This window comes from Salinivibrio sp. IB574, assembly GCF_001996205.1.
In the GTDB taxonomy this organism is placed as follows: domain Bacteria; phylum Pseudomonadota; class Gammaproteobacteria; order Enterobacterales; family Vibrionaceae; genus Salinivibrio; species Salinivibrio proteolyticus.
Genome location: NZ_MUFN01000005.1, coordinates 119,239 through 146,181, shown reverse-complemented (window position 1 = coordinate 146,181; position 26,943 = coordinate 119,239). Strand labels below are relative to the sequence as shown.

The following is a 26,943-nucleotide window of genomic DNA, read 5'->3' as shown; positions in this document are numbered from 1 at the left end:
ATCAGGCGCGCCGTGGCGCGCCCAGTAAAGGTTAAATACCATACTCTGCTTGATAAGCTTTGACCGCCGCCAGCTGCGCCGGGTCAGCATCGCTTTGCTCCAGATAGGTCACTAAGTCACTCAAACTAATGATAGAGACAACGCGGCAGGCAAAGTCACGTTCCACTTCTTGAATCGCAGACATTTCTCCCTGGCCCCGCTCTTGGCGGTCAATCGCCACCAAAACACCGGCCAGTTGCGCACCTTGCGCTTGGATCAGTGCCATAGATTCACGAATAGCAGTACCTGCCGTGATCACATCATCCACCAACATCACGCGACCTGCGAGCGCACTCCCCACTAACTGGCCGCCCTCGCCATGATCTTTTGCCTCTTTGCGGTTAAAACAGTAAGGCGTGTCCACATCATGATGATCGGCAAGCGCAACCGCGGTGGTGGTCGCAATCGGGATCCCCTTGTACGCAGGGCCAAATAGCACATCGTAATCAATCCCGGCATCCATTAATGCAGCGGCATAAAAACGACCCAATTTTGCTAAATCACGTCCGGTATTAAACAAACCTGCATTAAAGAAATACGGGCTCTTACGGCCGGATTTCAGGGTAAATTCACCAAACTTTAAAACCTGCTTTTCAAGGGCAAACTCAATAAACTGGCGCTGGTAGGCTTTCATTCCATCCTCTCACTATTAAAACGGTTGTGACGGTTATGTCACGGGCTCCATCCTGTTCTCAGGGCAAAAAAATAGCCCCCAATGTGGGAGCTACTCAATCTGTTATGCGTCGGCTAACGCCGATTTTTGGGCAACGACAATGTCATCAATGCCCTTCTTGGCCAGTACCAACATGGCATTGAGCTCATCGGGGGTAAATGGCTCTGCCTCAGCGGTACCTTGTACCTCAATCATACGGCCATCTTCGAGCATCACCACATTCATGTCTGTGTCTGCCGCGGAGTCTTCGACATATTCCAGATCGCAAATTGGCGTTTGCTGATAAATACCCACCGACACCGCTGCAACGTGACCTTTCATGGGGTTCGCGGCAAGTTTGCCATCACGCACCATGGCATTCAGTGCGTCAGCCAGTGCAACGCTCGCCCCCGAAATAGATGCAGTACGCGTGCCGCCGTCGGCCTGAATCACATCACAATCAACCGTGATGGTGTACTCACCCAACGCGGTTAAATCAACCGCGGCACGCAGGCTGCGCGCAATCAGACGCTGAATTTCCATCGTGCGGCCGCCTTGTTTACCAGTCGACGCTTCTCGACGATTTCGCGTATGCGTGGCACGTGGCAACATACCATATTCTGCCGTCACCCAGCCTTGGCCCTTGCCTTTTAAAAAGCGTGGCACACCCTCTTCGACAGTGGCGTTACAAATGACTTTTGTTTCGCCAAAGCAAACCAGCACAGAGCCTTCTGCGTGGGCAGTAAAACCGCGGGTAAAGCTAACGGGACGAATTTGGTCGAGCGCTCTTCCACTTGGACGCATGCAAGTAACCTTTTAGGCAGATGAAATTTGCCCGCGATTATACGTGTTTCTTGCCACGCTTGCGATCCCTGTCGGCACATCTTGCCAACACAGCTGACGCATTGCAGGTGGATGCGTATAATCAAGCCATTCACTCTTTGCACACACAAGCAGGTACCAATGATCCACAGCATGACCGCCTACGCGCGACACGAAATCAAGGGCGATTGGGGCAACGCCGTTTGGGAAATTCGTTCCGTCAACCAGCGCTATCTCGAAACCTATATTCGCATGCCCGAGCAACTGCGCAGCCTTGAGCCCGTCGTGGGCCGGGGGTGATGGAAGCCCCAGAGCAAGATACCGACGAGCTGCATCGTGCCCTAATGACCGGTCTGGATGAGGCACTCGACGCCTTTATCGCCGCGCGTGCGAGCGAAGGTGACAACATGAAAGTGCTGATTGAGCAGCGATTAGATGCGATTAGCGCTGAGGTCATCAAAGTGCGCGAAAAGATGCCTACCGTGATTGAATGGCAGCGTGAACGCTTAACCACACGTTTGGAAGAAGCCAAAGTGGAGCTCGATCCAACTCGCATCGAGCAAGAAATGGTGATGCTGGCGCAAAAAGTAGACGTTGCGGAAGAGCTTGATCGCTTGGACTCACACGTTTCAGAGGCGCGCAAAATCCTCAAAAAAGGCGGCGCCTGCGGCCGACGCTTGGACTTTATGATGCAAGAGTTCAACCGCGAAGCCAACACCCTCGCCTCCAAATCGATCAGCACCGAGATCACCGCCTCCGGCGTCGAGCTTAAAGTGCTTATCGAACAAATGCGCGAGCAGATCCAAAATATCGAATAAGGTTTTTTGAGTCTCTTTGAGCTTACTTAATCTTACCAAGCCCCTGTAAATAGGGGCTTTTTTGTTTTCAGAAGATTTCAGGTCTTTGCCTCTGTTTTCAACCAACTGGTGAGTTTAGTGGTGAGTAGGATTGATCTAGTATGCCCTTAAATGGTGAGTAACTTTCCATACCTAAGGAGAACTATATGGGCAAGCTCAATGCACGCAAAGTCGCCGCTTTGGCCAAAGATGAACCACGCAAAACCGCAGATGGTAATGGCCTCTACTTCGTTGTACCCGCCTCTGGAGAACCTTTTTGGATCTTGCGATTTTCAATCAACGGCAGCCGCCCAGAAATGACACTTGGATCCTATCCAGAACTATCCCTGGCTGACGCACGTGATGCCGCCTTCCAGCAGCGAAAGCTCATTAAACAAGGCATAAATCCACTGGCCGAACGTCAACGCCGTCAATGGTCAGGTATAGAAACCGTCGAGCAACTGTTCGATGATTGGTATAAAAACGATCTTCAAGTAAGACTGCAACACGCCAACATCCCCAAGCGTATCTACACCAAAGAAATCCACCCAGTGATGGGCAAAATAAGAATCGATCAAGTCACTGCTCTTGATGTAAGAGAAGTAATCAAGCGCGTCGTAGATAGTGGCCGCAAAAGCATCGCAAATGACACCTTGATGTACATGAAACAGCTTTTTCGACATGCAAACAAACTCGATCTCACACAGTTCAACCCGGCAGCAGCTTTTCGTGTCAACGACGCAGGAGGTGTTGAAAAAAGTCGAGAGCGTGTTTTGACCGAAGACGAGATAGCAACTGTGTTTCGAGTGTTCAGAGAGAACAATGTAAGCTTTACACGAGAAAACTATCTAGCTTGCTGCTTATATCTAGTGCTAGGCGTCAGAAATAGCGAGCTCTGCCAAGCGCCTTGGGATGAGTTTGATTTAGATAATGGGATCTGGGAGCTCCCCAAAGAGAGAACCAAAAATGGCATACCATTAACTATCCCACTTCCTCGCCAAGCTGTGGAATGGCTGCAAGAACTCAAAATCAGAGCTCTTGATTCCGATTATGTATTTCCGAGTAGAAGGAGGAGCAAAAATCCATACATGGGCTCAGATACAATAACCACCGCTATTAAATATTTGTTTGGTCGTGACAAAGAGAGGCCAACCAAAAATAAAATGGAAGGGGTTGATTACTTTGTTGTCCATGACCTGCGTCGTACCTTCAGAACACTGGCTTCAGCCGAGGGCATTGATGGTCAAGTGGCTGAAAGGTGTCTAAATCACAAACTCAAAGGGGTTGAAGGCATCTACAACCGCCACGATTTTCTGGAGGAGCGACGAGAAGCACACCAGAAAGTTGCAGATCGTATATGCCACTTACTGTGATCGACAAGGGTACGCATTCTTAAATGCATCATACAAATTTACCCTTAAACCAGGCCCTGTAAGCAATGTACTGGGCTCTGGAGTAAAATCAGGCTGTTCTCGATACAGCAGCTCAAGGGATCGATCGACATGAGATCTTACTGATTCAAACTGAATGTTTCTTGGTAAGCAAAGCTGACCATTATCTTGAGGCATACTGACCCAACGCACGACATCATTTGCTCTTTTAAGATCAGGGCGAAGTAACGCCGCATCTTCAACCCACTGACTCCAAAAAGAAGCTGATTGCAAAAAACCTTTTAGGAAAAAGTTGCACGCTTGGTTAGGCTGACCACACATCTGCTTCCAGTCACCATATGTGAGCTCATAACTAGGCACAGCATATGCTTGGGCAGATAAACCTACCGATAAACATACACTGAGGACTTTCAACGGTACACCACTTCTCATTTTTCTTTTAAGTGCAAACTTACTAGGCATTTTTGCTCTCCATGACTATTCCATCAACCACAAAGCTTAGATATCCTAAGTATACAGAATCATAAAAAACTTAGAAGATCTAAGCATCTAGAGATTGTCGATGAATGTGATTTGCCAAACCCAAGCCCCCTACCAATACGCCTTAAAGAGGCAAGAACGCGAGCAGGCATCAGCCAAAAAACGCTCGGTATTCGTATTGGTATGGACCCAAGTGTGGCGAGTGGACGCATGAACCATTATGAGAAAGGCCGCCATACGCCTGATATCAACACGTTAAGACAAATGGCAGAAGAACTAAACGTACCCATTGCGTTCTTTTTCTGTGATTCGCAAAAGACAGCTGAACTTCTATGCCTTATAGAAAATCTCTCAGAAGAAGAAAAAAGCACACTAATTCAAAAATTAGCTAGTAACCAGCCACACACCTCAAGTAAATCCTAAATTCACTGGGAAATTGGGATACGTGGGAAATAGGGAAAACTATCCATCCTTGTTACTCCCACCCCGCTTTGCCTGATATGCGGCATACCAGTAGACACATCCAACAGCACCAACTGTCAAAAGCAGACCTGCGAACCAATACCAAAGCAAATCCATACAACCTCCTTAAATCGTTGAATCAAATAGGTCGCAGCTAATACCACCACAGTCAAAACTGGTATCAATGCTAGTCATACTGTCATCCCCAAACACATTACCGCCGATATCAATGCAGGAGTTTTCCACCATGGGAAGACCGCTTGCTGGATTGGTATAACCACACCAAAATGATGGGCTCGAATCAGAACTGGAATCTGCGATATCAGGCATCAATTCTGCACTCGCTGCACTGACCAATCCAGCTCGGTATACTCCTGAACTTGATAAGCCAGATAACGAACCATCTCGCATCGACATTTGTCCATGTCCAGCGAACCTTCGCCCCCTTCTTGATCTGCCATAACGTCGATGTAGCTTGTTCACGTAATAAGTTGCGGTAAACAGGATAATCAAAAATGAAATTGGGCTGGGCAAGGCAAACAACAGCGTCACAAAAAGAACCAATTTTACTATCACTTTGAGCGGCCAAAGCCAATCAACACGCATCGTTGTCTCCACCTCTTTTTCGGTGAAAGCATGAGGTTCAATACCAGCACTGCCAGGGTGCTTTGAAGACACGTCAGCAGAAACGGCGTTCATCTTCAGAATCATGCCGCCTCCTTAGTCATAGAGTGACTCAAATGGGAAAAAACTGTCACGACCAGCGAGTGAGTCTCCTGTGGCACTAGCAAGAAATATAGATCTCCCGTCGGGTGGTGCCAGACTTGGCTGCCATCGTCTCCGTACTTCAGCAGTTTCTGAAATCGTGTACGTTCTGAGAGTCTCGCTTGGCGCAATTCGGGGTTACAAAGCTGTCGTTGCAGGCTTAACCAAGGAGACTTCGTATACCCATGTTGAAAGCGCTCCTGATAACGCTGTATGGCATGGCGACTGATTGCCACTGGTCCCAAAACTGGTGAATCAAACACGGGCTGAGGTGAACGATATGGCTGGATCACAGGTATCTTTTCAGTAGAAGCAGCAACACCGACAATTTCATCTGGTTTGAGTTGAGCACCGTCCAGCCACGTCTTTAAATACTGACTCGCTCGCAGCAACTCATCACTTGAGCACTGCTCCAAAGACTGAAAGGTCGTATGTGGAAACCCTATCTCAAGACCTTTACCGCTACTAGGGCGATATCCGAAGACCTGACAGTCCCAGAGCAAAGAACGTGCTGCTGTTAACTCTGCAATAGCCACACGGTTCTCAACTCGTCCAATTTCAACATCAACTATCCCATGCTTTGACAATCCGACGAACCATGCAACGCTGACTTTTCTTTTATTGGCAGATACTGACTGAACTTTTAATTTCATCACTGGCATATCCTCCTTTTTAATACCAGCGTATCATCGAATTTTAAAATGCAACCCCATTCTCAATAAAAATAAAAGCCTCGCCACTAATTTAGGCAAGGCTTCTTTAAACGTCAAACAACACCATGATTTAATTGACTTTGTTCTGAATGAACATTTCAAGCTTATCAATAGGGGGTAAAAGCTGTAATAACTTCTTCTCAAAGTCTGAAATAAAGTCCGCACGCACTTTCATTTCTTCTATTTGCAGACATAAGTGGTAATACATTTGTCGTTCCCAATCAGCGACGTTACTCATCCTTTTTTGCTTCAAAATGTTCCCTGTCAACATTTCTAGCTTTGCTGGTTTGTCCCTATTAAAAACTATAACTTTAAACCATTGAAAGTTAGGTAGGTTATCCTCGATATACACAGTAAAGACAAACCGAAACGGTTCCTGTCCGGAGTGCTCTTTCTTTAATTTCTCCCTGTACTTGTTGAATGACTCTTCCAGAGCGAAAGCTGAGCGTTTTAAATCACGTCGCTGTGCGATTAACTCATCTTTCATCTTTGAAATGTACGCAGATAACAATCCAGAATCATAGATATTGATCGTTAGACTATTTAAATCAACTTGAATATCTTTATCAAAAATACCGACTAATGGGTCTTCTAAACTCATTTAGGTTCCTCCATCAACTCAAAATGATCTCGCAGCTTGATAAAACGACGCTGACACATTTCAACTTTTTTTCTGATGTTATCCATCTCATGTCGGATTTCTCGGAGAAGCTGGAAAGCATCCTCTGCATAATTGATTTTCACCTTTTCCCAATCTTGAGCTTTAGAAAAACTGCTTGGGCGATAGCGACTACTAGGCCCCTTCGGAATATGTACTGACCTAACTCTTTGGTGTTTGTTTTTTCTGCGCTTCATGTCTTCTTCATCGAGGAAAACATTGATGTACCATGAAGCTTCAAACTTATTGTCTTTGACTCTCACGCGACAACCAAATCTACCTGGCAATTCTGGAGTTTCAGGTGAGCGATGATGTCGATTGAAACGCCAAAAGTTATTGGCGAAGCAACTAGCCATGAATTCGAGCCGAAAGGGCTCCTGATGTGTGATTTTAGTTATTTCTTCGAGGAGTAATTCCGATTGGGCCAGAGCTTTTTCAAAGTACTCTGATTCATTAAACTTCTCACGATAGTGGGCTAACTGGTGCCAATTAGACGCCATCTGATCTAACTTTGAGTAATCTTGCATAATAAGCCTCCTTTTTTGCGACTGCTACGGGTTACAGTCTAGCGAGGCTTACTAATTTGATTGCACTGCGAAAATGCCCAATCAGGACAGTTTGAGCGTTTTTTGCTTTCATTGCCCCAATAATAATGCAGCGCGTCGATAGCATATCCTCACCGGGACCTAGCCAATCACTTTCCAATTAACTATCTAATGTGGGGCCTAGGTGATTACTTTCACCCAAAATAGTAGTAGCACTCTGGGGCTGCTAGATTTTGTTTCTATATCTATGTGGGACCTTGGAAATCAAAGCTGAAGTGGACGGAACATTAACTGGTATTATCCAAACTTATGTGGGGCTTTGCCTGCATGTTTTCGATAGCGCTTCTGACTTTCACATGTGAAAGTCCCATACCTATACCTAGTACTGTTTAATTCTGAAAATCACCTAAAAACGACTTCTCAATGCAGGTTATCAACTCGTAAGCACAACAAGAAATCCAAAAGCTACCTAGTGGTTGCTTTTTGGTAACCACCCTGGTTGACAAAAACAAAAAAAGGCATAGAATGAGTTTACATTTCACAACTTTTGCATAATTTAACCCAGCATACGGATAGAACGAATGACCAAAAAACCTGAATTTTATGCTCCAGACCTAACGGAAGAACGCTTGCACGTATTGAGTGAAAACCTACTAGATGTGCTCGATGAAGCCCATCATTACTCAGAAAGTCCCAATGCGACGGCCTGGTTTAAAGGCACTGCAAATTATGGTTTACCACAGGGAATGCTAATCCGTATGCACTCGGACAGTGCTTATCCATGGCTCACACTTGCCAACCAAACAATGGATTACACTGCTAGAGTTGGAAACACTCTTGTTCAATTTGTTGTGGATGACCCTCACTCACCTCGCAAGCAACATCGCCTTAAACGCAATGCTGTTGAAAAGCATCAAATATCTCTTGAATTAGAGGAAGACTATGTTGATACCCCATTGATTTGGCGATTTTACTTAAATCCTATATCTAATGGTGTTGATTATTCCCCATCTATTTCTTTGTTGGGTTTCAACGGCAATGGCAACGTTATATGCAGTTGGGAATACGACACAGTTGTAACTGGTCCAGTTGTTATAGACAAACCCGAATCGGTTGAAATTGATGAGCCATTATTGGTTCGAAAAAAGAAAGTACAAAAAAAGGTCTCTGATGAGTAAAAGAAATGATTTATCAAGCTGTTAATCGTTTTAACGGCGAGCAACTAAAATTGGCGCGAGTAGCTGCTGGTCTATCGCTAGCAGATGTAGGAGAAGCTTTACAGGTAACAAGACAATATGCGTCTAGGCTAGAAAACAATGCTTCTCCATCGGATGCACAAATAGAACTTCTTAGTAGTCTTCTTTCGGTCAATACAAGCTTCTTCTTTAGGCCGAGAGCAAAGACCATTGAAGCTGAACAATGCCATTTTAGAAGCTTGAGATCGTCAACTCAGACACTCAAAAAAACAATAATGGCTCAAGTAGAAATGCTTGATAGTCATTTTGTTTCTGCCATAGAAGATGAAGTAGGCTTTCCGGAAGTAAGCATCTTTTCAGCAGAAGATCATGAGTTCAGGTCGGTGAAAGATATTGAGCTTCTCGCTGAACGCGCAAGAAAAGAGTTCGGTCTTGGCTTAGGCCCGATATCTAACATGATAAAATTGCTAGAGAAACTAGGTTGTATTGTTGTCAATCTTGCTGATGCTGATGAACGCATTGACGCATTCTCTATATATACGTCTCGTCCATTAATTGTAAGAAATACAACGAAACAGAGTCCAGGTAGACTCCGCTTTGATTTTGCACACGAGTTAGGCCATCTAATTATGCACCAAGGTATTGAGACAGGTTGTCGAACCACTGAACAACAAGCCAATAACTTTGCTAGCGCATTTTTAATGCCAAGAAGCTCTTTCGTTGCAGAGTTTCCAAGAGTAAGAGGCTCATACTTTAATTGGGATGCGCTTGTTGAAATGAAAGTTCGATGGGGCGTCAGCCTTAAGGCAATTCTATATAGAGCAAAAGCTCTCGGACTGATAACTAGTGACAAAGCTAAATCAGGTTATATCTACCTCTCAAGAAATGGCTTTGCAAAGGTTGAAAGGGGAGATGAACTGATGAATATAGAGCACCCTATGATGCTTCAAAGAGCTATAGAGTTACTAGATATTCACACTCTTGAAAACCTTATCGCTAATAGTGGTTTAAGCCGACAGCTTTTGAAGGAGCGTTACAGTCTAATGTTACCCCCTCCACCTTTGCGTTCCGTTTAAACTATCTTAAATGGCCAATTAATAACCCATCTTAGGGGACACCGATTGGCCATTTAACAATCCATACCGGAAATTAGTTCATGTAGTCAAAAGCCAACTCACTTTCGAAAAGCAATTTAGCATTATCTGAATCTAAAACTTGTTTTCTCACCGTTGGCTCCATGAGATCTAACACCTTTAACTTCCCATTAAAGGCCGCAACAGACTCTATTCGACGATATTTCCCTGCATGTTTCTCTGCATATTCTGCAAGTCCCTTCAACTTAGGCAAGGCATCGCTTAAATGCAAGCTATGTGGATCGACGATATCAACTGCAATCGTTCCGTCAGGCTTTCTCGCGAAGAAGATAAAGTCCGGTCGCAATAATTTATATTCACCATTATCGAGATATGCTATGCCTAAACTATCTTGGCTGCCTCGAGATGGATTTCTGTACCATGCTTCAAATCCATCTCTATTAGTCTCATGTTCTATTACCTTAATTTCCCAATCATTTAATATAGCAGGGAAAAGACCATCGTCCTTCGACATTAAATGAGAGTCAAAAGTTGGCAAAAGCACTTCCGAACCGTCAGCAAGCCTTTCCGTTGTTGGTTCCATCCATGTTTTAGGAAGAGATAGATCGACGTCCTGTGGCTCTTTGCTCATCTCTCGAATTTGGCGATAAACATCTTGGCGCACGTCCGTGAGGTTCTTTATTGAAACTCGATGCTCTTTGAACCATTGATTGGCCAATTTTTCAGCTTCTGAGTTTAAGTATTCAGAAACCTCCTTAACCAATCCAAGAGCTGCAATGTCAACATGAGCATCCATTAAAGCCTCTTCTCTTGAATCAGCAACTGGATTGTTATCCGCGAGGTGCTCAGCATATGTTCTGGCTAAATCAGGACTAAACGCTCGAGCTGCACGTTTGTACGCATCTTCAATTACTGCGTAATCGGCCTCTTCAACGAAGTCATCAAAAGACATACTCTTTCCACCTAAATCGGCTCTCAAGCTTTTTCCATCTACTGTCAGTACATCTTTTCTTGCTTCCGCAACCTGTGTTGAATAACGTGCGCACGCAGCATTTAGCACTTTGTGCATCTCTTCATGAGCTCTCTTTCCTGCGTTTTCCAACAATTGATCCTGCGATAACTCATGTGCCAAAGCCGTCAAACGCTTGATAGGCTTAGCAACTTTCTGCGGTAATATCTGGGAGGGGATATTTGAAAAAATTTCCCATATATCGTTGCTAACTTTAGTATTAGGCTCCAGCTTAACAGGATTTATAAGCACACGACGCCCTTGTATAGGCGCTTCACCTTCGCTAAAGCTCCCATGCATTAACGACTCTGCTACCGCTTCAACAGACTTCTTGTCGAAAAATGGCAGCAAACAATCCACAGCATTTAGCCTGTCGTTACCAGGAATTCTACGAGCTAACGGTGTTCGAACCATTCTCCCTAGTAACTGCGTAATGTGGGTTTGATCCTTCGCAGGTCTAAACGAGACCATCACCTCAGCTCGAGGGCAATCCCACCCGGTACTGATTGCATCTTTTGCAATCAGTACTCGTATTTCTGTATCATCCTGAACTCTTTCTGGTTGCGTGTAATACACTGTATGACGGCCAAAGTTCATCGTGGTTCTTTCACCAAATACATGAGCAATATTTGTATTTTTAAGATCAGGCCAACGTTCAAAAATAGTATCTAATGCACGACTGATATCATCTGGGTTAGGCTTGTTTGGTACTTGAAGTATCATCAAGGGTAGCATTGGCTGAAGTCCTTCAGCAGCTGTATACTCTGCCCAAGCTTGGCTTGATTCAACAATCTTATCTGTCGCTCTTCTCACCAGAACTGTATCGAATTGACCTGCTTCATCAGGAATATCGAGGATAATCGTATCCTTTAACAATCCCGACTCTTGTACTCTCGAAGGGTCAACAACAACGTTAGGTAGTGTACTTCGACCTTCAGCTACACTCATAGCTTGATTAAAGCGCTCTACTGTCGCGGAAATACCCCAAACAACAGGAATTGCAGGCACAGAGCCGGAACCGTTAATTAGTCTTTTAACAATAGTTGACTTATCATTCTGAGCAGCTTTGCTCTTAGAGCCCATACCACGATGCGCCTCATCAAGAACGAGATACAAGGTTAAATTGGGGTCTTCAATTGTATTGCGAATCACTTCCCAGATAGTGTGTGAACGCAGATCTGGACGAATCTCAGGAAATAACTCGTTTTGCGCAGAATTTTGAGCATCGGGATCGAACCCTCGAACTAGAAGACTATTTTTACTCAACTTCTGAGTGTTCAGAAAGTACACTTTTCCAGATTCAAATTTCTCCAAACTGAAAGAGTTCTCTACCACAACAAGGTCCGTGTGGTTTAGTTTGTCAGCCGCCTCCATTAAACGAAAGCGTGTTTGCTCATTCAAAGATGGATCATCACTAAACCATATAACAACCGCACCGGGGTCAGCTTCAAAGTCAAATTCATCATCCCCATAGAACAATGCCTCGAATGCAGCTGCAGCCATAACTGTTTTACCTGCACCAGTGGTGGCCGTTAACGAGAACGCATGAACATCGCCATCCTCATGCCAGCGTTTCTTTGCTTTATCCAATCGGTTGAGCGAGTCATGTACTGCCTCACGTTGGTAATCTTTTAACGTAAATTTCACGACTTACTCTCCGTTAGTGAACTGAAAATTGTTTAGATAAGCTTCATACAAGCGAACAGGTTCCACATTTTTGGGAAGATTTCTCGCTACAGACTGAAAGCGGCGATCATCATTGGTAACTATGTAAGCAATTTTCATTGTTTTACGTAAATTTGCTTGTGAACAAAATAGCTGACTTTTATCTAAATCAAACAATATTCCATACGTTTCAGTAATTTCCCACCCTTGTTGGGGAAGAACTTCAATCCTTTTTCCTACGGCGCCAGCCCTTAACCAAAGTAATGGGGCAATACGCTCAAAAGCAAGGTTATGGGTTACCAATAGAGGAGATTCATACGTAATATCAAAAAACTCAGCATTTTCACTAAATCCATCACTTATAGGAAACTCATCTGAATACTTATAGTCGCCGTTTATTGGGTCACCGAGTGTAGAGTATCCCGTAATAACACATTCTATCCTAGGTTTGGTTATGTAGTTGCATATGCCAAATTTTTCCCAACTATCGTCACCAGGCCTTAATCCCCTTTTAAGTAGATTAAGTTGCTCATCAGCAGCCACTTCATTATTTGTCACAATAATACTGTGTCGACGCCCACCATCCTGTTTGTTTAATCTCATTACTGCATGGCACGTTGTTCCCGAACCACCAAAAAAATCTAGAATCTGTGCATTTTTCTTATCAAACAAGAAAAATCGTAGAGCATCTTCTACTGCATAAAGGGACTTGGGAAAAGGAAATTTACGATCTGGTAGTATTTTCTTCAAAAGGTTTGAGCCATGTCTTGATGCATCATGAGATGATATACGCCACGCAGTTGATGGAATAATTAAATTTTGAGCGTCAGAGTTTTCTGCAATTATAGAACCATCCTCTCGTTTACCAGTTACCAAATATACGCCTTCATTAACTTTTTTTTGCTCCCCAGCTTTGAGGTAACTGATGCTCATCCCTCGCTCAGTAAACTTACCTAGCCGCACAAAACCTTTATTATAAATTTCTAATAATTTCTCAGGCGATACTTGCCAATTTCCCTCCGTTCCATTACTTCGAATAGGCCAAATTGCAATCGTACCTTTTGGGGCTTTTATCAAATTTCTATCAACATCAAGCTCTGGCGGTCTACCTACATCAATTATTTTTAGACCATCTTTGGATACAAAGATCGGGTAAAATAATTTAGGACGATCAACTCTTTGAGCATTAGTCCCTGTTCTAATTAACATTGACCATAGAATTTTTGTAGTCCTTTTATCTTGGGGATTTACTCGCCATTCATCAGATAAAGGAACAGGTTTTGCCTTAGCGTTACCAATGAATACAAAGAATACATACTCATCTGTTCTCGCAAATGAGCCAGGCCTTGTAACTCCTGCAGGGTTAATTACACTGCTGACCATCTGTATTTTGGCATTAGGGAATACTTGTTCTAATAAGAGCCCTAATCTTAAGTATTCCTTTTCATCAATTGTAACTATTAGTATTGAGTCACTAGGGTTGAGTAACTCTTTAGCAATCTTTAACCGTCGTTCAATAAATGCTAACCATTTGGAGTGACGATATAAATCTTCTGATTCCACATAATCATTATTGTACTTCCAATCTCTAGCTCCCGTATTGTATGGGGGATCTATATAGATTGCGTCAAGTTTACCTCTATGGGTAAAAGTTAGAGCTTTCAAAGCATGGTAGTTTTCACCATTAATCACCGAATGAAATGGTTTATCGCCACCTCTCTCAACTTTCCCAGTGCTCACAAGTCCTGGATAAATCTTGTCTCGAAATTCAGCGACAACAACAAGATCAGTAACGTCCACTTGTTTAGTTTCTGGTTCTACTGCATAGCGCTCAACAAGATGAGCAACTTTTTTACCTTCCTGCATTTCAAGTTGCTTCACGACCCAAAGTCTTTGATCGCCTTTGGATGTATCTCCGCGGGGCGGAAGTACACGAACTTTGTCACCTTTACGCACAGGACGCTGCGGGAGTTCAACGTTTTCAGGGCGATGACGCTCGAAATTCAAACCAAATGAACGACGTGATGAAAGAGCCCTAAACTCTCGCTCTAAATCAGCGCCCATTTGCGGGTCTTTTGCTTTTGCTTGGGCGATGAGGTCAGTTAATCGTGACACACCTACTCCTTAGAATTATTGTTAATACTTTTATAAAGTTAATTGGAGTTGGCTTGCTTAAGCCAATCATCAAGTACAGACTCTAATTTAGTTAGCTGCTCTACATGTTTTTCTTGATTTTTAGCTAACTTAGCTATGTTTTGTAGCTTCCAGCGTATAGCTGGCAGTTCTGCTGCATCTGGGTAGTCAAACAGTGACCAATCAGGATTACCTTGTTTGAATGACAACAAAAATGAGCGATCTTTTTCTGTGAAATGGGCTTGTAGTGCAGCTACCATCGCTGGCCTTATAGAAATTAAGTCGTTTAACTCAACGGGTTCAAAGGTCATGCCATCGAACTCAGCTTGAAACTTATCATCAAGAGGTTGCCAGTTAGGAGCCATAACCTCATTGATAGGTCTTGGGTGGCTTAGTACGTAAGTAATGAATCCAACAAAGATATCTCGTGAAATACCTTCCTCTGCAAGCAGCATACGAACATCAAACAGATCGCGAGGGTGCTGGCGATCCATGGCAGCACATAGTTTTCCGCCATAAAGATCGGGCAGACTAACTACAGGAATCTCTGCATAACCAAACTCTTCTTCAACTGATTCTTGGACAGCTAAGCTATCTGGCTTATGCAACGTACCTCTTGCAACCGGAGAGACTTCTATTTTAATTGTTGCATTAGGACTTGTAACAACAATACGCAATTCATCTAACCTATGGTCCTGCAATACAGCTCGGTTCTCAGGTTCTTTGTTGATTAAATCGGTTATACGTTGCAATGCTGCTTTTACATTTGCTAGAGCTTCATTTCTGGGCTCAAGAGGAAGATAAGCAAGATCAATATCCACAGACAAGCGTGGAAAATCCCTCACAAATAAGTTGATAGCTGTACCACCTTTAAGTGCAAATGAAGGTTCTGTTGCAACCACTGGTAACATTCTAATCAGCAGTGAAACCTGCTTGTAATAAGGGCTCTCTCTATCCATTGTTTACTTCTTCTTTTTTTACACTTAATACTTCTGGCACAGTGATTTGGTAACGCTCATCAAATCGCCCTTGTTCTACCACCTGACGCTTTCCTGAACCTAATGCGATCTTTGTTTCATCAATACGCTGAGTCCACTGATGCCCATGATAATGACTCAAGAACAAAAACACTCTATTGGTTTGAACCGAGCTACTACGTTCAAGGAGAGATTGCACCTTTCTAGGACTCAGGTTTACAAGGCCTTGAAAAAGCTCTGCTGCATGCTCAAAAGAAATTTGCTTCCCGATTGCATCAACAACTTCGTAAGCAGCAAGCTCTGGGCAACTAGCTTTTAGCTCTTTTCCTTTAACCGTAATCACTTTTAGGTCCTTGTCAGAGACAGCTTCAAGCTTATGGTTACCACAATAAAACCAATTTTGATTGGGAAATTCACGAAACCACTTAGGCAATGATTGTTTGTTCTTCACCCCTATCCAAACTTGTTCTTTACTAAACTGTAAATAGTGGCTCAGCCCTTGGTGAGTTAAGCTGCTTAACCCAGCCAGATGAACACGATGGTGCAACTGTGTGTCCATCGCTTGTAGAGCATCCACCCAGCCCGGCTTAACATCATCTCTTGCGCTTGGCCGATAATAAACGCCTGAAGATAGCTTCCTAAGCCAACCACTCTGCGCATATTTTTGAGCTAAGGAATAGCTAATTCCGTTCTCAGTCAGCCATTGCTGTAGCACAAGGGCTCCAGGATATGCATTGGCTACCAACCAGTTTATCTTGGATGACATTTTAACACCTAAGGTATGAATATTATACGCAAACCAAACCAGAGGTTTACTCCATGTGGTATTATAACACCCTAGGTATTAAAAAAAACCACAAGATAAACAAAAATCAAAAAAACAGCATTACTCCATGTCAAGCTCTCTTCAGTACCAAAATGGGCAATTACAGATGCCATCTTTCACCTCAGAAATCGGTACCATCATCACGTCGACGAAATCAATTGAAAAGATCTGAAACTATTGCGCTGCAGCCAATCCACTGAGGATTTGCAATGAACTTAACAATCGAGAAACGAGATGAGGGGTTGATGTCTTTACCTGAAGGCGCACCACCAGAACTAATAGCGGGACCTATCTCTGTTAAAGCTCACACGTATGACCCAGATTTTAAGAAAGGATTTGGCATTCTAATCCAATGGCGCTCAAGAGTGGGCGAGCATCACGAACGAGTCTTCAAAATGAAGGATATTCTTGCTGATGGAGGGCGTTCTATGATTCAAACACTTGCTGATACGGGCTTATACATACATTACAGGCAGGGTTACTGGAAACACATCATTGACTATATTTTGTCATCATCACCAACAGACACTGTAGTTACGGTTGATCAAACTGGTTGGTATTACGATCAATTTGTTACACCAAGCTGGGTAGCGGGCTTTAGTGAACAAGAAGTGATTTTCCAAAATGATTCCGCAGAGAAGTTGAGTTCCAAAGGTACATTTATGGATTGGCAAGAGTCCGTTGCCCGCTTATGCCAAAACAATGCTTTAATGACTTTTTCACTGTGCTCAGCTTTCGCTGCTCCTTTGCTATCCAAATTAGATTGGGACTCATTTCTAGTACATTTTCTAGGCAGTTCTAAAAATGGCAAAACTACCTTATTGCGACTTGCGGCTTCTGTTTGCTCTGACTTTAATTACTGTGATTCTTGGAGTAGTACCAGCAACGGCCTCGAGGCCAGAGCTAAGTCACGCAACAACATGATTGTTCTGTTGGATGAATTCCAACAGGCAGATCCTGAATCGGTACTGACCGGCGTTTATCAACTAGGCAATGGCACATCAAAGCTAAGAGCGACCAAAAGTGCCAACCTGCAAGAGCAGTATCACTGGAACATTGTGGGGCTCTCGACAGGAGAAATTAGCCTTGCTCAAGTTCTAGCCCAAGCAAACCGAAAGGTTCAAGCTGGACAGCTTATGCGATTTTTTGAAATTCCTCTGTTTCAAAAACATGGAGCCTTCGAGCACATACATGGACTTTCCTCCGCTAAAGAATTTGCTGAACACATAGCCCAAGTAACATCACAGCAGCATGGTACAGCGCTTCAACCCTTTCTAAACCAGGTCGCGTCCATTGGTGACATCAGGGAAAAACTAACCTCAAGAATTAAATCAATATCATCGATGTGGTTTGATTGCTACGAACTAGCAAAAAACAATCAGATAAGTTTTGCTGCTGACCGCTTCGCCTTTGTCGCTTCCGTTGGCGAGCTTGCCATTGAATTAGGTGCGCTTCCGTGGAGTAAAGGCAGCGCCATTATGGAGATCGGGAAAATCTTTGAGGCATGGGTAGCCAACCAGGATGAAGATTGTGACTTTGAAGAACGACATATAAAGAACCAGCTGCGGCAAATCATTCCCAAGTGGCAGTATTCAATGAGTTTACCCGGTGAAATAGCCAAAAATGGATGGTGGCGATACGAGAGAGGCGAGCTTTGCTGGCATATCCATCGAGATGCGTTCAAGCGAGCTTTTAAGCTAGATTTTGACCATCAGGTCATTCAGACAGCGCTATTTCTGAAAAGGCAAGGCTGGCTGCAAACCAATGAGCCTGCTCGCGGCACATTCAAAAGCAATGTTTCTGGCCGTGCAGCTCGAAACTTTAAAATCTTCCCGACTAGGATTACAGAACAACTAGATCTCGATGTTGACTTCAGCCGCTTTCAACAAGGAGGCGAAGCATGATTTCCCACTTTCCCATTTCCCAGAAGGAACGAGCGGAAGCTAAAGCGCTTCTGGCAGATATCAAAACCGCAACAGAGGAGCTGCGCACCCTGATCACATCGCAAAAGCAGTTTCTTAGCGCTGAAGAAACCGCCCAATACACAGGTTTGTCAGTTAAGTACATATATAAGCTGACCCATGCCAAGCAGATCCCGCACTATAAGCCAAATCGCAAGCTGTACTTCAAGCGCGATGATCTCGATGCCTGGTTGATGTCCCACCGGGTGGAGGAGGAAAAATAAATGCCTTATACTGAACCGACGTTGACACAAAGAGCAGAGATCTTGAACGCCTATGGTGAGTCAGAGCGCTTGGTGAGAGAAGCCGAGCGTAAACAACTCACCTCCGTCAGCAACACCACTTGGTGGAGGCTAAGCCGAAAAGGCCAAGTCCCGGTAGCCAAGCAAGTTGGTACAACCAAGTCTTGGTTACTGTCCGATCTTCTGCTTTGGATGCAACATCGATGATGTTAACCAAATTCTTTTTGGTGAGTATATCGGTGAGTAACGTGATACAGTTACTCACCATAATCGCTTGAAAGCACTGGTTTCATAGGGCATTGCCAATGCTATTCTGCGAGCAAATTCAGAATATTGAGTAATCACTAGCAATTCTCAGCACTGACGTTCAGACAGATAGAGATAGCTCGAGCGCTATACATTGAGCTGCCTCTATCTGCTCACCCTATACTCGCTCAGCCATTATTTGCCCTACATTTGAGGCTCGTGGCGATAAAAGACACGCATCGGCCCCTAGCCTACCGCCAACTTCGCCGCTTGCTGCCACATAAAGTTTGGCATCGGAGTGGCTAGCTCCCACGTAATATCCATCGGCTGAGATCCAGTGTGCGAGATATAATTCACTTCGCCAAAATTCACAAACCCCATGGTACGCCCGAATTCATCCTTCGTTTGCTCACGTACAAACAAAAACAGGCGCTTCCCTATCTTTTGATGTTGAATGTAATCTTTGCCTCGGCCTTTATCAGGGCGCGAGCTGTTTTGCGACTGCCAGTGAAAGCGTGATGCGTTGATCGCATAATCGTGATACATGGTCGTCGGGGAAAATTGCTTTTCATTTTTATCCAAGGTGACAAATAACAGTTCGATGTTTTGATCTTTAAGCGCATAGAGCCCCTCTCGTGCAGGTGGCTGCCGCTCCAAGGTGGTAGCGCCAAACCCAACCAAGATTTGCTCACGCGCATATCGAGCATGAAGCCGTAATGGCACATCAGGCAAATCGTCCATCCTTAACTGCTCGTGCTTGGTTTGTGACAGTTTCCAGTCCAACACGTCCATTAATTCTGCTTTGATGCCCAGCCGCCTTAACGCGGCAAAGCTTTGCGCAATGGATGAAAAGCCAAGAGCTGGCCCTGTTTGTTGCCAAACATCATAATGACATATGAGTCGATGCCGTTCGCTACCCGTATCAGGCGCAAAGTCTGTTTGGCAAAGCTGCTTTAAAAACTGTAGATACGCATGATCATCCGTGGTTAAAATCCGCTGAAATATCGCTTTCTTGATTGTTTTAAATGCACTTTCATCAACAGAATAATCATTCACCTGTAGATCTGCTTTGAACACTAATTCTGACCAGCAGCCTCGCTTGTATAGTTCGTTCAAATCAATATGCGGATACAAGGTTAGAAAGTTCGCTAGCGTCATCGGCAGATGGGTGTGCTGAGGATATTGCCGAACCATTGCCACTAAGCGCCTTAGCGTTAGAGACGCTTTGCTAATGTTATCCAAGACCATTTCTTGGGTGCGCTTAGTAAGCTCAATACGACAGCCCAAAGGCGCATGGGGGAAACCTTGTTCAATCTCGCGATTGATCGCTCGAGCGCTCTTGCCCACCAGCGCCCGAAACTTGTTTGCAAAGTCATACTCGGGACGCGAATGACCGACAAAGTCCAGGACGGTACAGCACTCTTTGCCTTCGGCTAACCGTAAACCGCGGCCTAGCTGCTGAAGGAAAATGGTTAAACTCTCGGTGGGACGCAGAAACAATAAGGTATCCACTTCAGGGATATCGACCCCCTCGTTGAAAATATCAACCACACAAAGCACATTGATCTTACCGGCGCGCAGCGATTGCTGCTTTCGCTGGCGTTCATGCCGATTGTCGCTGGTCAACACATCCGCCTTCAGCCCTTGCAGTGAAAACTGTTGAGCCATGTATTGAGCGTGTTCTTTACTCACACAAAAAGCGAGTGCTTTCATACGGCTAAGATCCGTGATGATCTCGTTCATGCTGAGTAATATCTTATCCACCCGCGCTTGGTTGGAGGTATAGAGGTTGGTCAGCTGTGCAATATCATAGCGGCCACGCTGCCAAGGAATGGTCCGTAGGTCGGTATCATCATCAATACCAAAATATTGGAATGGGCAAAGATGACGACGATTAATCGCCTCTGGCAACCGAATCTCAGCCGCAATAACGCCACCAAAATCCGCGAGAATATCGCCACCATCGTGACGCTCGGGTGTCGCCGTCAGACCCAGTAGTACTGACGGCGAAAAGTAGTGCAAAACCGCTCGATAACTGCTCGCAGCAATATGATGCACTTCATCAATGACAATGTAGTCATAGTAATCGGCCGTCAAGTTGAGCGTATCGAGCTGGTTGTTCAATGTTTGAATCGAGACAAACAGCTGACGGTAATGATCTGGCGTGTGACCACCGACCCACAGCTCGCCAAAGGTGCTGTTACGTAATACCCCTCGATAGGCCGCACGCGCTTGCTTAAGGATTTCTTCACGATGGGCCACAAATAAAAAGTTGGCATCAGGGTGTTTTTTCAAAAAACGGGCAAAATCAAACGCAGAGATCAGTGTCTTACCAGTGCCTGTTGCCGCCACCACTAAATTGCGAAAACGTTGATGCGTCTGGCGCTCAACCGTCAGCTGCTCCAAAATCTCCTTCTGGTGAGGGAAAGGAGAGAGGTCGAAGAAAAACGTAGCACCGTCTTCTTCGCCACCCCGCTGCTGCCGAAGGGCTTGATTCAGTTTTTCGGTGCTTTTTACATCTCCGTCAAATCGCTCAAATTCATTCGACGCCCAATACGTTTCAAAGGTGCTGAGTGATTTATTGATAATATGGGGAATTTCTTGCGAGGTAATTTTGAGGTTCCATTCCAACCCATTTGTCAGTGCAGAATGAGAGAGGTTTGACGATCCGATATAACCGGTGTGATAGCCGGTCTCGCGCAGAAACAAATAGCTTTTTGCGTGAAGACGTTCACGATCGGTATTGTAGCTTAACTTCACCTCGGTATTAGGTAGGCTGGCTAAATACTCCACCGCTTTCGCGTCTGTCGCGCCCATGTATGATGTGGTGATGACCTTTAACTCGCGACCACTGCGGGTAAAGGCTTCCAGCTCTTTTCGAAAAATTCTTATCCCCGCCCACTTGATGAATGACACCAGCCAATAAATTCTGTCTGCGGATAAAATCTCTCTTTTCAGCTCTGACTCCAATGAAAGACCCGCATTACTGCCACAAAAAAGCTCACTTTGCGTTAAGCCAGTGAGTGGGAAAACATCTTGCACATAACGCGCTAAATCAGATGCTATCGGGTTTTCAAACTCATAAAGGGCCGTCAGGATTTTCCCCTGACTCGCGAGCAAATTATCGTCGATAATGTCTTTATCGTGGATCTGGGTTTTCAGCCACAGCAAGAATTGGTTAGATAGTGTGATTTGCTGCTCTAGACGATCATCACTGGCAGGCACGGCGTCGAGCACATAGTGCAAAACATGCGATAAAAAGCGAGACAACCAAACTGACGCCTCGTTGCTGGTAAGCGTCCGCTCGCCAACATAAAATCTTTCTCGATCAATACGGCTCTCAATAAGCTGCGTTACCAGCTGCTCATAAATTCCGACCTGCTGCATTTTTCCTTCCACGTGATGAGTCAGTTTCACCTTACAAACCACGGGTTGTAGGCGCTATGAAAGGATCACTTTTCTATATTTTTCAAACAATAGCAACAAAGAGTTGAGCCAGACGCTATCAACGGCCCAATGTGCCGATACGTCAAACAACCACGCCCCTCATCAGAGGGGCGTGTACTTAACTCACCGCTTCAGGCTTTTTTTCGGCCACCGGTTGCTCGGCGCGGCGCTTGTGTTTGCGATATTTGGGGTGGGTGATTGGGATCGCGGAGAGTAGCTTTTGGGTGTACTCATGCTGGGGATGATGGTAGACGGTTTCGGTCGGCCCCTCTTCTACCACATGACCAAAGTACATCACTGCCACCTTATCGGAGATATGGCGAACCACCGATAAGTCGTGGGAGATAAAAATCATCGCCAAGTTCATCTCTTGCTGGAGTTTCAGCAACAGATTAAGAATCTGTGCCTGCACCGATACATCCAAGGCGGAGACGGATTCGTCACAAATAAGCAGTTTCGGTTTAAGGGCAATTGCCCGCGCAATACCAATCCGCTGGCGCTGACCGCCCGAAAACTCATGCGGATAGCGGTTAACCGCATCATGGGGCAAACCGACTTTGTCTAATAGCTCAAGTACCCACTGACGACGCTCTTTCGCGGTGCCAATATTGTGAATAATAAAGGGCTCTTCTAAGATCCCGCCGATGGTATGGCGCTGGTTTAGCGACTCGAGCGGGTCTTGAAAGACAATCTGCATGTCTTTGCGCAGTGGCCGCATCTGACGTGGCGATAAATGCGTGATGTCTTTACCTTCAAAGAAAATTTTCCCTTCGGTAGGCTCAAACAGCTTAAGCATGGTACGGCCAAGGGTGCTTTTGCCACATCCCGACTCACCGACCAGCCCGAGCGTTTCACCTTGTGACACCGAGAGCGATACGCCATCGACGGCTTTAATGGTATAGCCTTGACGAAGCAGGCCTTTGCCCGAGACAAAATACTGCTTCAGATTTTCTACTCTGAGGACTTCCTTGCTCATCTCGTTCTCCTGCAACTACGTGGATGATGGCGCGGCATCAAAGTCTTCCAACGGACGAATATCAATCATCTGCTTGGGTTGATGGTGACGCCCTGGCATTAATCCCAACAAACGCTTGGTATACGGATGAGCTGGGTGATCAAAAAGTGTGAAAATATCTGCCCGTTCGCGAATTTGGCCATCGTACATCACCGCCACATCGTCACATACCTCGGCGACCACTCCCAGATCGTGGGTGATAAAAATCACCGCCATTCCGGTTTCTTCTTGCAGCTCGTTAATCAAATCCAAAATCGAGGCCTGCACCGTTACATCCAAGGCGGTGGTTGGCTCATCACAAATCAAGATATCAGGCTTGCAGGCCAGTGCCATCGCGATCATCACCCGCTGACGCATCCCGCCGGACAGGTGATGTGGATACTCGTTCAGTCGCTTTTCTGGCATCGGGATTTTAACCTTAGCCAGCATGTCGAGCGCACACGCCGCGCGCGCTTTCTTGTCCAGCTCTGGGCGGTGTAGCGTCAAGACTTCATTGATTTGTCGGCCAATAGTGTGCACAGGGTTTAATGCTGTCATCGGGTCTTGAAAGATAATCGAGATCCGATTGCCGCGCATTGCGTAGCGCTCTTTGGCGGGCAGAGTGACCAAGTCGGTCCCGCGGTACAAGATTTCACCACCCGTTATTTGCCCATAGGGTTTTGGAAGTAATCCCATGATTGACATCGCGGTGACACTTTTGCCGCTACCCGACTCGCCCACTAAGCCGAGCGTACGCCCGGCTTTGACCTCAAAGCTCACCCCGTGAAGTACCTCACGGGGGCCATCGTCAGTGGTAAAATTAACGGTCAAATCCTTAACCGATAGAATGACATCCTGCGTCATAATCGCCTCTACAGCTTGTATCTGTCATCAATGATGGTTACAGGTTCAAAGGCTTTACCTTCGTCCATGGCTTCTTCGGTGGCTTCTTTCATCGCTTCATCAATCCAGTATGTGCCAAGACCAATCACCGACCCGTTACTTATCATGGTTTCTGTGCGCTTGGTCATCGCGTTACCTGGGATTTGTACATAACGCCAAAAGCCTTGACGTACATATGGCACCATGTAACCCGGGGCAATCACGCTCGCCTCAGAAATCTTAGCGCGGATCTGGTGCGACAACTGATACTTCTTCTCCAGATCAAACTCCGTTTTGTACGCCATAATTAACGCGTCCAACTCTGGAGTGCTGTAATTGGTATGGTTATTGGTTTGCGCTTTATTGGCATTATCCGAGTGGAAGTATTCCCAATAGGCAGGAACTTCGGAAGTGCCCATATTGAGAAAGGCAATTTGGTGCTTTTTCTCCAACACGTATTTAAACGCCGATGAGCCATCGACCAAGTTAATGGTAAATTCCAGACCCGCTTTTTTAGCTTGTTCTTTTAAGTAAGCAATACGCGGCGTGTGGTGTTGATAACCATAAGTGATGGCAAAGCTTAAACGCTCGCCTTTGTCGTTGATACGAATGCCATCTGGCCCCACCTGATTAAAGCCGGCTTTTTCGAAATAGCTGACCGCTTTTTTAGGATCGAACGCAGGCGGTGTTGCCCCGTCGTTGTCGTATTCACCATGACCAAAGCCCATCGCATGCGGTTTACGCGAGTAGTCACCACGGGTGATTTTTTTGATCATGCCATCAAAGTCAGTGGCATAGATGATGCCTTTGCGCACATTGATGTCATCCAGCAATGGCATGGCGGTATTTAGCCACAAGCCACCCGCGCCAACTGGGATCTCGTTATATCCCCAATACTTAGTGATGTAGCCCTTTCTATAGGGTTCAGATTGGGTTTTGTCGTGCCAGATATCGGGCAGAATCAAATCGAACACATCCAAATTGCCTTTTTCAAAGTGCTTCATGGCAATGTCATTATCTCGGATCACGCGCATTCGAATCTTATCGACGTTGTAGCGATGTTGATAATACGGGTTGGTATAACCCCACCAGTCATCCACGTGCTCAAAGGTGACGCTACGGCCTTTTTGCACTCGTCCTAACGCATAAGGCCCCACTGTAGGCTCGGCCTTAAAGTTATAGCGGCGCACATAGTCATCAGCGATACCATCTTGGTTTTCATCTTTGCGTGGGTTGGCATAAAAATGCGCAGGACGTGGAACGAGACTGCCAAGGATATACAGCAAATCGTCATCGTTTTTCTCAATCGCGCTATGCACGGCAATGGTGTGCGCATCAATTTTTTCGACACCACCAATGGTGTTGGTGTAATAATCATTGTACCAAGGGGCAACGATGTCTTTGGAGCGATAAAACTGCATCATAAAGACAAAGTCATCCGCGGTGACGGGCTTGCCATCAGACCAGGTTGCGTCTGGGTTGAGCTTAAAGTAGATAGTTTTATGATCATCGCCAAACGCCCACTCGTTGGCCAAATCCGGGATCCATTCCAACGTGTCAGGGTGACGTTTCACCAATGAGGGCATTTCATCAAGGAAATAGCTACGCAGACCTGAGTTGGAGTCTGGGCCAACGGTGCGCAATGTCTGCGGAAAACTTAATAAATGGGTACGCAGTGTACCACCGCGTTTTGCCTCTGGTGAGCCAATTTTGGGGGCATCCCAGTTGGTTTGCCAATTGAGGTTTTCAGGCAAGGAGGCTGCCCAACCGCTCAGGCTAAACATCGATATTGAGGTCGCAAGGATCAGTTTTTTCATCGTGATGTCCCTATCGTGATTCACACATTGCTCACTGTGCTAATAATTAATCGTAACGGGTGAATTTTTTCGGATCGAAGGCGGCGCGCACCGCTTCACCAATAAAGGTCACCATCACCAATACCACCACCAGTGAGGTCACCACAGATGCAACAATCCATGGCGCATCCAAATTCGATTTGCCTTGCTGCAACAGCTCCCCCCAACTTGGCGTCGGTGGCATCAGCCCCAAACCGAGATAATCCAGCGCTGTTAGCGCGGTAATATTGAGGGCGATGGTGAAAGGCGCCAAAGTAACAATCATCACCATAGTGTTGGGTAAAATATGACGGAAAAGGATCCGGCTGGTCGACGCCCCCAGCGCCCTCGCGGCCATCACATAATCGCGCGCTGACTCTTTATAGGTCATGGTGCGCATATACCAAGTGATCGCCATCCAACCAAACAGTACGTTAATCCCTACAAAGAGGGCAAAGGTGGGCTGAAGAATCGAGACCAATATCATGATCACGTACAGGAACGGCACCATCGACCAGATTTCGATAAAGCGCTGGAAAAATAAGTCAAACTTACCGCCCCAAAAGCCCATTGCACAACCTACCGCAGTGCCAATCGCATACGAGGCGGCCATGGTCAGCAATGCAAAGCCCATCGCGGTACGAAAGCCATAGACAAGGCGGGCGAGAATATCACGTCCGATCTCATCGGTGCCAAGATAGTGCTTGTTTTCGGCGCTTGGCGCAGTCGGCGGAAAATCGCCGCTAAAGTCTTGTTCAAGCGGGTTCCACGGCACTAGTGGCATGATCACATAGTTGTCCCCTGCTTGTGCCTCAAAGGCTTTGGCAAGTTGACGGTAGTTAGCTTCGCTAGTGCCCACTTGACCAAAATCACTCGCCAAGTGCACATCACTCAGTACCGGGAAATAGTACTCGCCGTTGTATTTGACCATTAACGCTTTACTGTTAATAAAAAACTCGGCGAACAGCGATAAGACCAGCATCACGGCAAGGATGATAAACGACCAGTAACCGCGTTTAATTTGTTTAAAGCTGCGGATTTTCTTTTGAGTTAAAGGGCTAAACGTCAACATA

General features: G+C 45.5%; 23 protein-coding genes and 1 pseudogene. 8 read left to right on the top strand and 16 right to left on the bottom strand.

All coding sequences use genetic code 11. The features are described 5' to 3' along the window. Window positions 1-31 precede the first annotated feature (31 nt). Window positions 32-673, bottom strand: coding sequence for an orotate phosphoribosyltransferase (gene pyrE / locus BZJ17_RS04100; RefSeq protein WP_077639856.1), 642 nt, complete (start codon window positions 671-673; stop codon window positions 32-34). 102 nt (window positions 674-775) lie between these two features. Beyond that, window positions 776-1,495, bottom strand: coding sequence for a ribonuclease PH (rph, locus tag BZJ17_RS04095; RefSeq protein ID WP_077639855.1), 720 nt, complete (start codon window positions 1,493-1,495; stop codon window positions 776-778). Between the two features lie 159 nt (window positions 1,496-1,654). On the opposite strand from rph, the pseudogene BZJ17_RS04090 reads away from it, so the two are divergent. Together BZJ17_RS04090 and BZJ17_RS04085 are read left to right on the top strand one after the other, a co-directional pair. Further along, window positions 1,655-2,331: pseudogene (locus BZJ17_RS04090) on the top strand (YicC/YloC family endoribonuclease). Between the two features lie 185 nt (window positions 2,332-2,516). After that, the gene (locus BZJ17_RS04085) at window positions 2,517-3,722 is read left to right on the top strand and encodes a site-specific integrase (RefSeq protein ID WP_017042237.1); all 1,206 of its coding nucleotides are present in this window, start codon (window positions 2,517-2,519) and stop codon (window positions 3,720-3,722) included. On the opposite strand, the gene BZJ17_RS04080 is transcribed toward BZJ17_RS04085, so the two are convergent. Beyond that, window positions 3,714-4,202, bottom strand: coding sequence for a hypothetical protein (locus tag BZJ17_RS04080; protein ID WP_077639854.1), 489 nt, complete (start codon window positions 4,200-4,202; stop codon window positions 3,714-3,716). The two genes, BZJ17_RS04085 and BZJ17_RS04080, sit on opposite strands and share 9 nt — an antisense overlap. Before the next feature lie 111 nt (window positions 4,203-4,313). On the opposite strand from BZJ17_RS04080, the gene BZJ17_RS04075 reads away from it, so the two are divergent. Next, window positions 4,314-4,643, top strand: a complete 330-nt coding sequence (locus tag BZJ17_RS04075) for a helix-turn-helix transcriptional regulator (RefSeq protein WP_077639853.1) — start codon at window positions 4,314-4,316, stop codon at window positions 4,641-4,643. A 165-nt stretch (window positions 4,644-4,808) separates the two neighbouring features. Here the strand turns inward: BZJ17_RS04075 and BZJ17_RS17380 are convergent, their stop codons facing one another. The 4 genes from BZJ17_RS17380 to mobI all read right to left on the bottom strand — a co-directional run bounded on the left by BZJ17_RS17380 (window position 4,809) and on the right by mobI (window position 7,345). Further along, window positions 4,809-5,393, bottom strand: a complete 585-nt coding sequence (locus tag BZJ17_RS17380) for a hypothetical protein (protein ID WP_218277622.1) — start codon at window positions 5,391-5,393, stop codon at window positions 4,809-4,811. After that, on the bottom strand, window positions 5,390-6,100 hold the full coding sequence (locus BZJ17_RS04065; protein WP_241836757.1) for a hypothetical protein: 711 nt from the start codon (window positions 6,098-6,100) through the stop codon (window positions 5,390-5,392). Before BZJ17_RS04065 ends, BZJ17_RS17380 begins: the two co-directional genes overlap by 4 nt. A 130-nt stretch (window positions 6,101-6,230) precedes the next feature. Beyond that, complete coding sequence (locus BZJ17_RS04060) at window positions 6,231-6,761, bottom strand: hypothetical protein (protein WP_017042091.1); 531 nt, start codon at window positions 6,759-6,761, stop codon at window positions 6,231-6,233. Further along, entirely contained in the window at window positions 6,758-7,345 is a 588-nt protein-coding gene (gene mobI, locus BZJ17_RS04055) for a conjugative transfer protein MobI(A/C) (RefSeq protein ID WP_017042092.1), read from the bottom strand. The genes BZJ17_RS04060 and mobI overlap by 4 nt, the downstream gene beginning before the upstream one ends. A 599-nt stretch (window positions 7,346-7,944) precedes the next feature. On the opposite strand from mobI, the gene BZJ17_RS04050 reads away from it, so the two are divergent. Continuing rightward, window positions 7,945-8,541: a hypothetical protein gene (locus tag BZJ17_RS04050; protein WP_077639852.1), complete on the top strand. Its 597-nt coding sequence runs from the start codon at window positions 7,945-7,947 to the stop codon at window positions 8,539-8,541. Between the two features lie 5 nt (window positions 8,542-8,546). Beyond that, window positions 8,547-9,635, top strand: a complete 1,089-nt coding sequence (locus BZJ17_RS04045; RefSeq protein ID WP_017042094.1) for an XRE family transcriptional regulator — start codon at window positions 8,547-8,549, stop codon at window positions 9,633-9,635. Window positions 9,636-9,708: 73 nt separating this feature from the next. Here BZJ17_RS04045 and BZJ17_RS04040 read toward each other — a convergent pair whose 3' ends face one another. Genes BZJ17_RS04040 through BZJ17_RS04025 form a run of 4 tightly spaced genes read right to left on the bottom strand, consistent with a single transcriptional unit; the run spans window position 9,709 to window position 16,203 of the window. Next, a complete protein-coding gene (locus tag BZJ17_RS04040) occupies window positions 9,709-12,309 on the bottom strand; it encodes a DEAD/DEAH box helicase family protein (RefSeq protein ID WP_077639851.1) in 2,601 nt (866 codons plus the stop codon). A gap of 3 nt (window positions 12,310-12,312) precedes the next feature. After that, complete coding sequence (locus tag BZJ17_RS04035; RefSeq protein WP_077639850.1) at window positions 12,313-14,442, bottom strand: DNA methyltransferase; 2,130 nt, start codon at window positions 14,440-14,442, stop codon at window positions 12,313-12,315. 38 nt (window positions 14,443-14,480) lie between these two features. Continuing rightward, entirely contained in the window at window positions 14,481-15,419 is a 939-nt protein-coding gene (locus BZJ17_RS04030) for a nucleotidyl transferase AbiEii/AbiGii toxin family protein (protein ID WP_077639849.1), read from the bottom strand. Further along, window positions 15,412-16,203, bottom strand: a complete 792-nt coding sequence (locus BZJ17_RS04025; protein WP_077639848.1) for a type IV toxin-antitoxin system AbiEi family antitoxin — start codon at window positions 16,201-16,203, stop codon at window positions 15,412-15,414. Before BZJ17_RS04025 ends, BZJ17_RS04030 begins: the two co-directional genes overlap by 8 nt. Before the next feature lie 269 nt (window positions 16,204-16,472). Here BZJ17_RS04025 and BZJ17_RS04020 point away from each other — a divergent pair, with 269 nt between their 5' ends. Genes BZJ17_RS04020 through BZJ17_RS04010 form a run of 3 tightly spaced genes read left to right on the top strand, consistent with a single transcriptional unit; the run spans window position 16,473 to window position 18,673 of the window. Beyond that, the gene (locus BZJ17_RS04020; protein WP_017043870.1) at window positions 16,473-18,167 is read left to right on the top strand and encodes a DUF927 domain-containing protein; all 1,695 of its coding nucleotides are present in this window, start codon (window positions 16,473-16,475) and stop codon (window positions 18,165-18,167) included. Next, on the top strand, window positions 18,164-18,448 hold the full coding sequence (locus BZJ17_RS04015) for a helix-turn-helix domain-containing protein (RefSeq protein WP_017043871.1): 285 nt from the start codon (window positions 18,164-18,166) through the stop codon (window positions 18,446-18,448). Before BZJ17_RS04020 ends, BZJ17_RS04015 begins: the two co-directional genes overlap by 4 nt. Next, window positions 18,449-18,673 (top strand): hypothetical protein, encoded by a 225-nt coding sequence (locus BZJ17_RS04010; protein WP_017043872.1) that lies wholly within the window; start codon window positions 18,449-18,451, stop codon window positions 18,671-18,673. It begins immediately after the preceding gene. Window positions 18,674-18,958: 285 nt separating this feature from the next. On the opposite strand, the gene BZJ17_RS04005 is transcribed toward BZJ17_RS04010, so the two are convergent. The 5 genes from BZJ17_RS04005 to BZJ17_RS03985 form a co-directional block, all read right to left on the bottom strand. Further along, on the bottom strand, window positions 18,959-22,099 hold the full coding sequence (locus BZJ17_RS04005) for a DUF3427 domain-containing protein (protein ID WP_077639847.1): 3,141 nt from the start codon (window positions 22,097-22,099) through the stop codon (window positions 18,959-18,961). A gap of 178 nt (window positions 22,100-22,277) precedes the next feature. Beyond that, window positions 22,278-23,135: an ATP-binding cassette domain-containing protein gene (locus BZJ17_RS04000; RefSeq protein ID WP_077455048.1), complete on the bottom strand. Its 858-nt coding sequence runs from the start codon at window positions 23,133-23,135 to the stop codon at window positions 22,278-22,280. 15 nt (window positions 23,136-23,150) lie between these two features. Continuing rightward, complete coding sequence (locus BZJ17_RS03995) at window positions 23,151-24,017, bottom strand: ABC transporter ATP-binding protein (RefSeq protein ID WP_077639846.1); 867 nt, start codon at window positions 24,015-24,017, stop codon at window positions 23,151-23,153. An 8-nt stretch (window positions 24,018-24,025) separates the two neighbouring features. Further along, window positions 24,026-25,852: an extracellular solute-binding protein gene (locus BZJ17_RS03990; protein ID WP_077639845.1), complete on the bottom strand. Its 1,827-nt coding sequence runs from the start codon at window positions 25,850-25,852 to the stop codon at window positions 24,026-24,028. Window positions 25,853-25,898: 46 nt separating this feature from the next. After that, window positions 25,899-26,942 (bottom strand): ABC transporter permease subunit, encoded by a 1,044-nt coding sequence (locus tag BZJ17_RS03985; RefSeq protein ID WP_077455046.1) that lies wholly within the window; start codon window positions 26,940-26,942, stop codon window positions 25,899-25,901. Between the last annotated feature and the right edge of the window lies 1 nt (window position 26,943).

Coding starts and splice junctions, on each gene's coding strand:
- pyrE (WP_077639856.1), bottom strand. CDS start 673: ATGAAAGCCTACCAGCGCCAGTTTATTGAGTTTGCCCTTGAAAAGCAG.
- rph (WP_077639855.1), bottom strand. CDS start 1,495: ATGCGTCCAAGTGGAAGAGCGCTCGACCAAATTCGTCCCGTTAGCTTT.
- BZJ17_RS04085 (WP_017042237.1), top strand. CDS start 2,517: ATGGGCAAGCTCAATGCACGCAAAGTCGCCGCTTTGGCCAAAGATGAA.
- BZJ17_RS04080 (WP_077639854.1), bottom strand. CDS start 4,202: ATGCCTAGTAAGTTTGCACTTAAAAGAAAAATGAGAAGTGGTGTACCG.
- BZJ17_RS17380 (WP_218277622.1), bottom strand. CDS start 5,393: ATGATTCTGAAGATGAACGCCGTTTCTGCTGACGTGTCTTCAAAGCAC.
- BZJ17_RS04065 (WP_241836757.1), bottom strand. CDS start 6,100: ATGAAATTAAAAGTTCAGTCAGTATCTGCCAATAAAAGAAAAGTCAGC.
- BZJ17_RS04060 (WP_017042091.1), bottom strand. CDS start 6,761: ATGAGTTTAGAAGACCCATTAGTCGGTATTTTTGATAAAGATATTCAA.
- mobI (WP_017042092.1), bottom strand. CDS start 7,345: ATGCAAGATTACTCAAAGTTAGATCAGATGGCGTCTAATTGGCACCAG.
- BZJ17_RS04050 (WP_077639852.1), top strand. CDS start 7,945: ATGACCAAAAAACCTGAATTTTATGCTCCAGACCTAACGGAAGAACGC.
- BZJ17_RS04045 (WP_017042094.1), top strand. CDS start 8,547: ATGATTTATCAAGCTGTTAATCGTTTTAACGGCGAGCAACTAAAATTG.
- BZJ17_RS04030 (WP_077639849.1), bottom strand. CDS start 15,419: ATGGATAGAGAGAGCCCTTATTACAAGCAGGTTTCACTGCTGATTAGA.
- BZJ17_RS04025 (WP_077639848.1), bottom strand. CDS start 16,203: ATGTCATCCAAGATAAACTGGTTGGTAGCCAATGCATATCCTGGAGCC.
- BZJ17_RS04020 (WP_017043870.1), top strand. CDS start 16,473: ATGAACTTAACAATCGAGAAACGAGATGAGGGGTTGATGTCTTTACCT.
- BZJ17_RS04015 (WP_017043871.1), top strand. CDS start 18,164: ATGATTTCCCACTTTCCCATTTCCCAGAAGGAACGAGCGGAAGCTAAA.
- BZJ17_RS04010 (WP_017043872.1), top strand. CDS start 18,449: ATGCCTTATACTGAACCGACGTTGACACAAAGAGCAGAGATCTTGAAC.
- BZJ17_RS04005 (WP_077639847.1), bottom strand. CDS start 22,099: ATGCAGCAGGTCGGAATTTATGAGCAGCTGGTAACGCAGCTTATTGAG.
- BZJ17_RS04000 (WP_077455048.1), bottom strand. CDS start 23,135: ATGAGCAAGGAAGTCCTCAGAGTAGAAAATCTGAAGCAGTATTTTGTC.
- BZJ17_RS03995 (WP_077639846.1), bottom strand. CDS start 24,017: ATGACGCAGGATGTCATTCTATCGGTTAAGGATTTGACCGTTAATTTT.
- BZJ17_RS03990 (WP_077639845.1), bottom strand. CDS start 25,852: ATGAAAAAACTGATCCTTGCGACCTCAATATCGATGTTTAGCCTGAGC.
- BZJ17_RS03985 (WP_077455046.1), bottom strand. CDS start 26,942: ATGTTGACGTTTAGCCCTTTAACTCAAAAGAAAATCCGCAGCTTTAAA.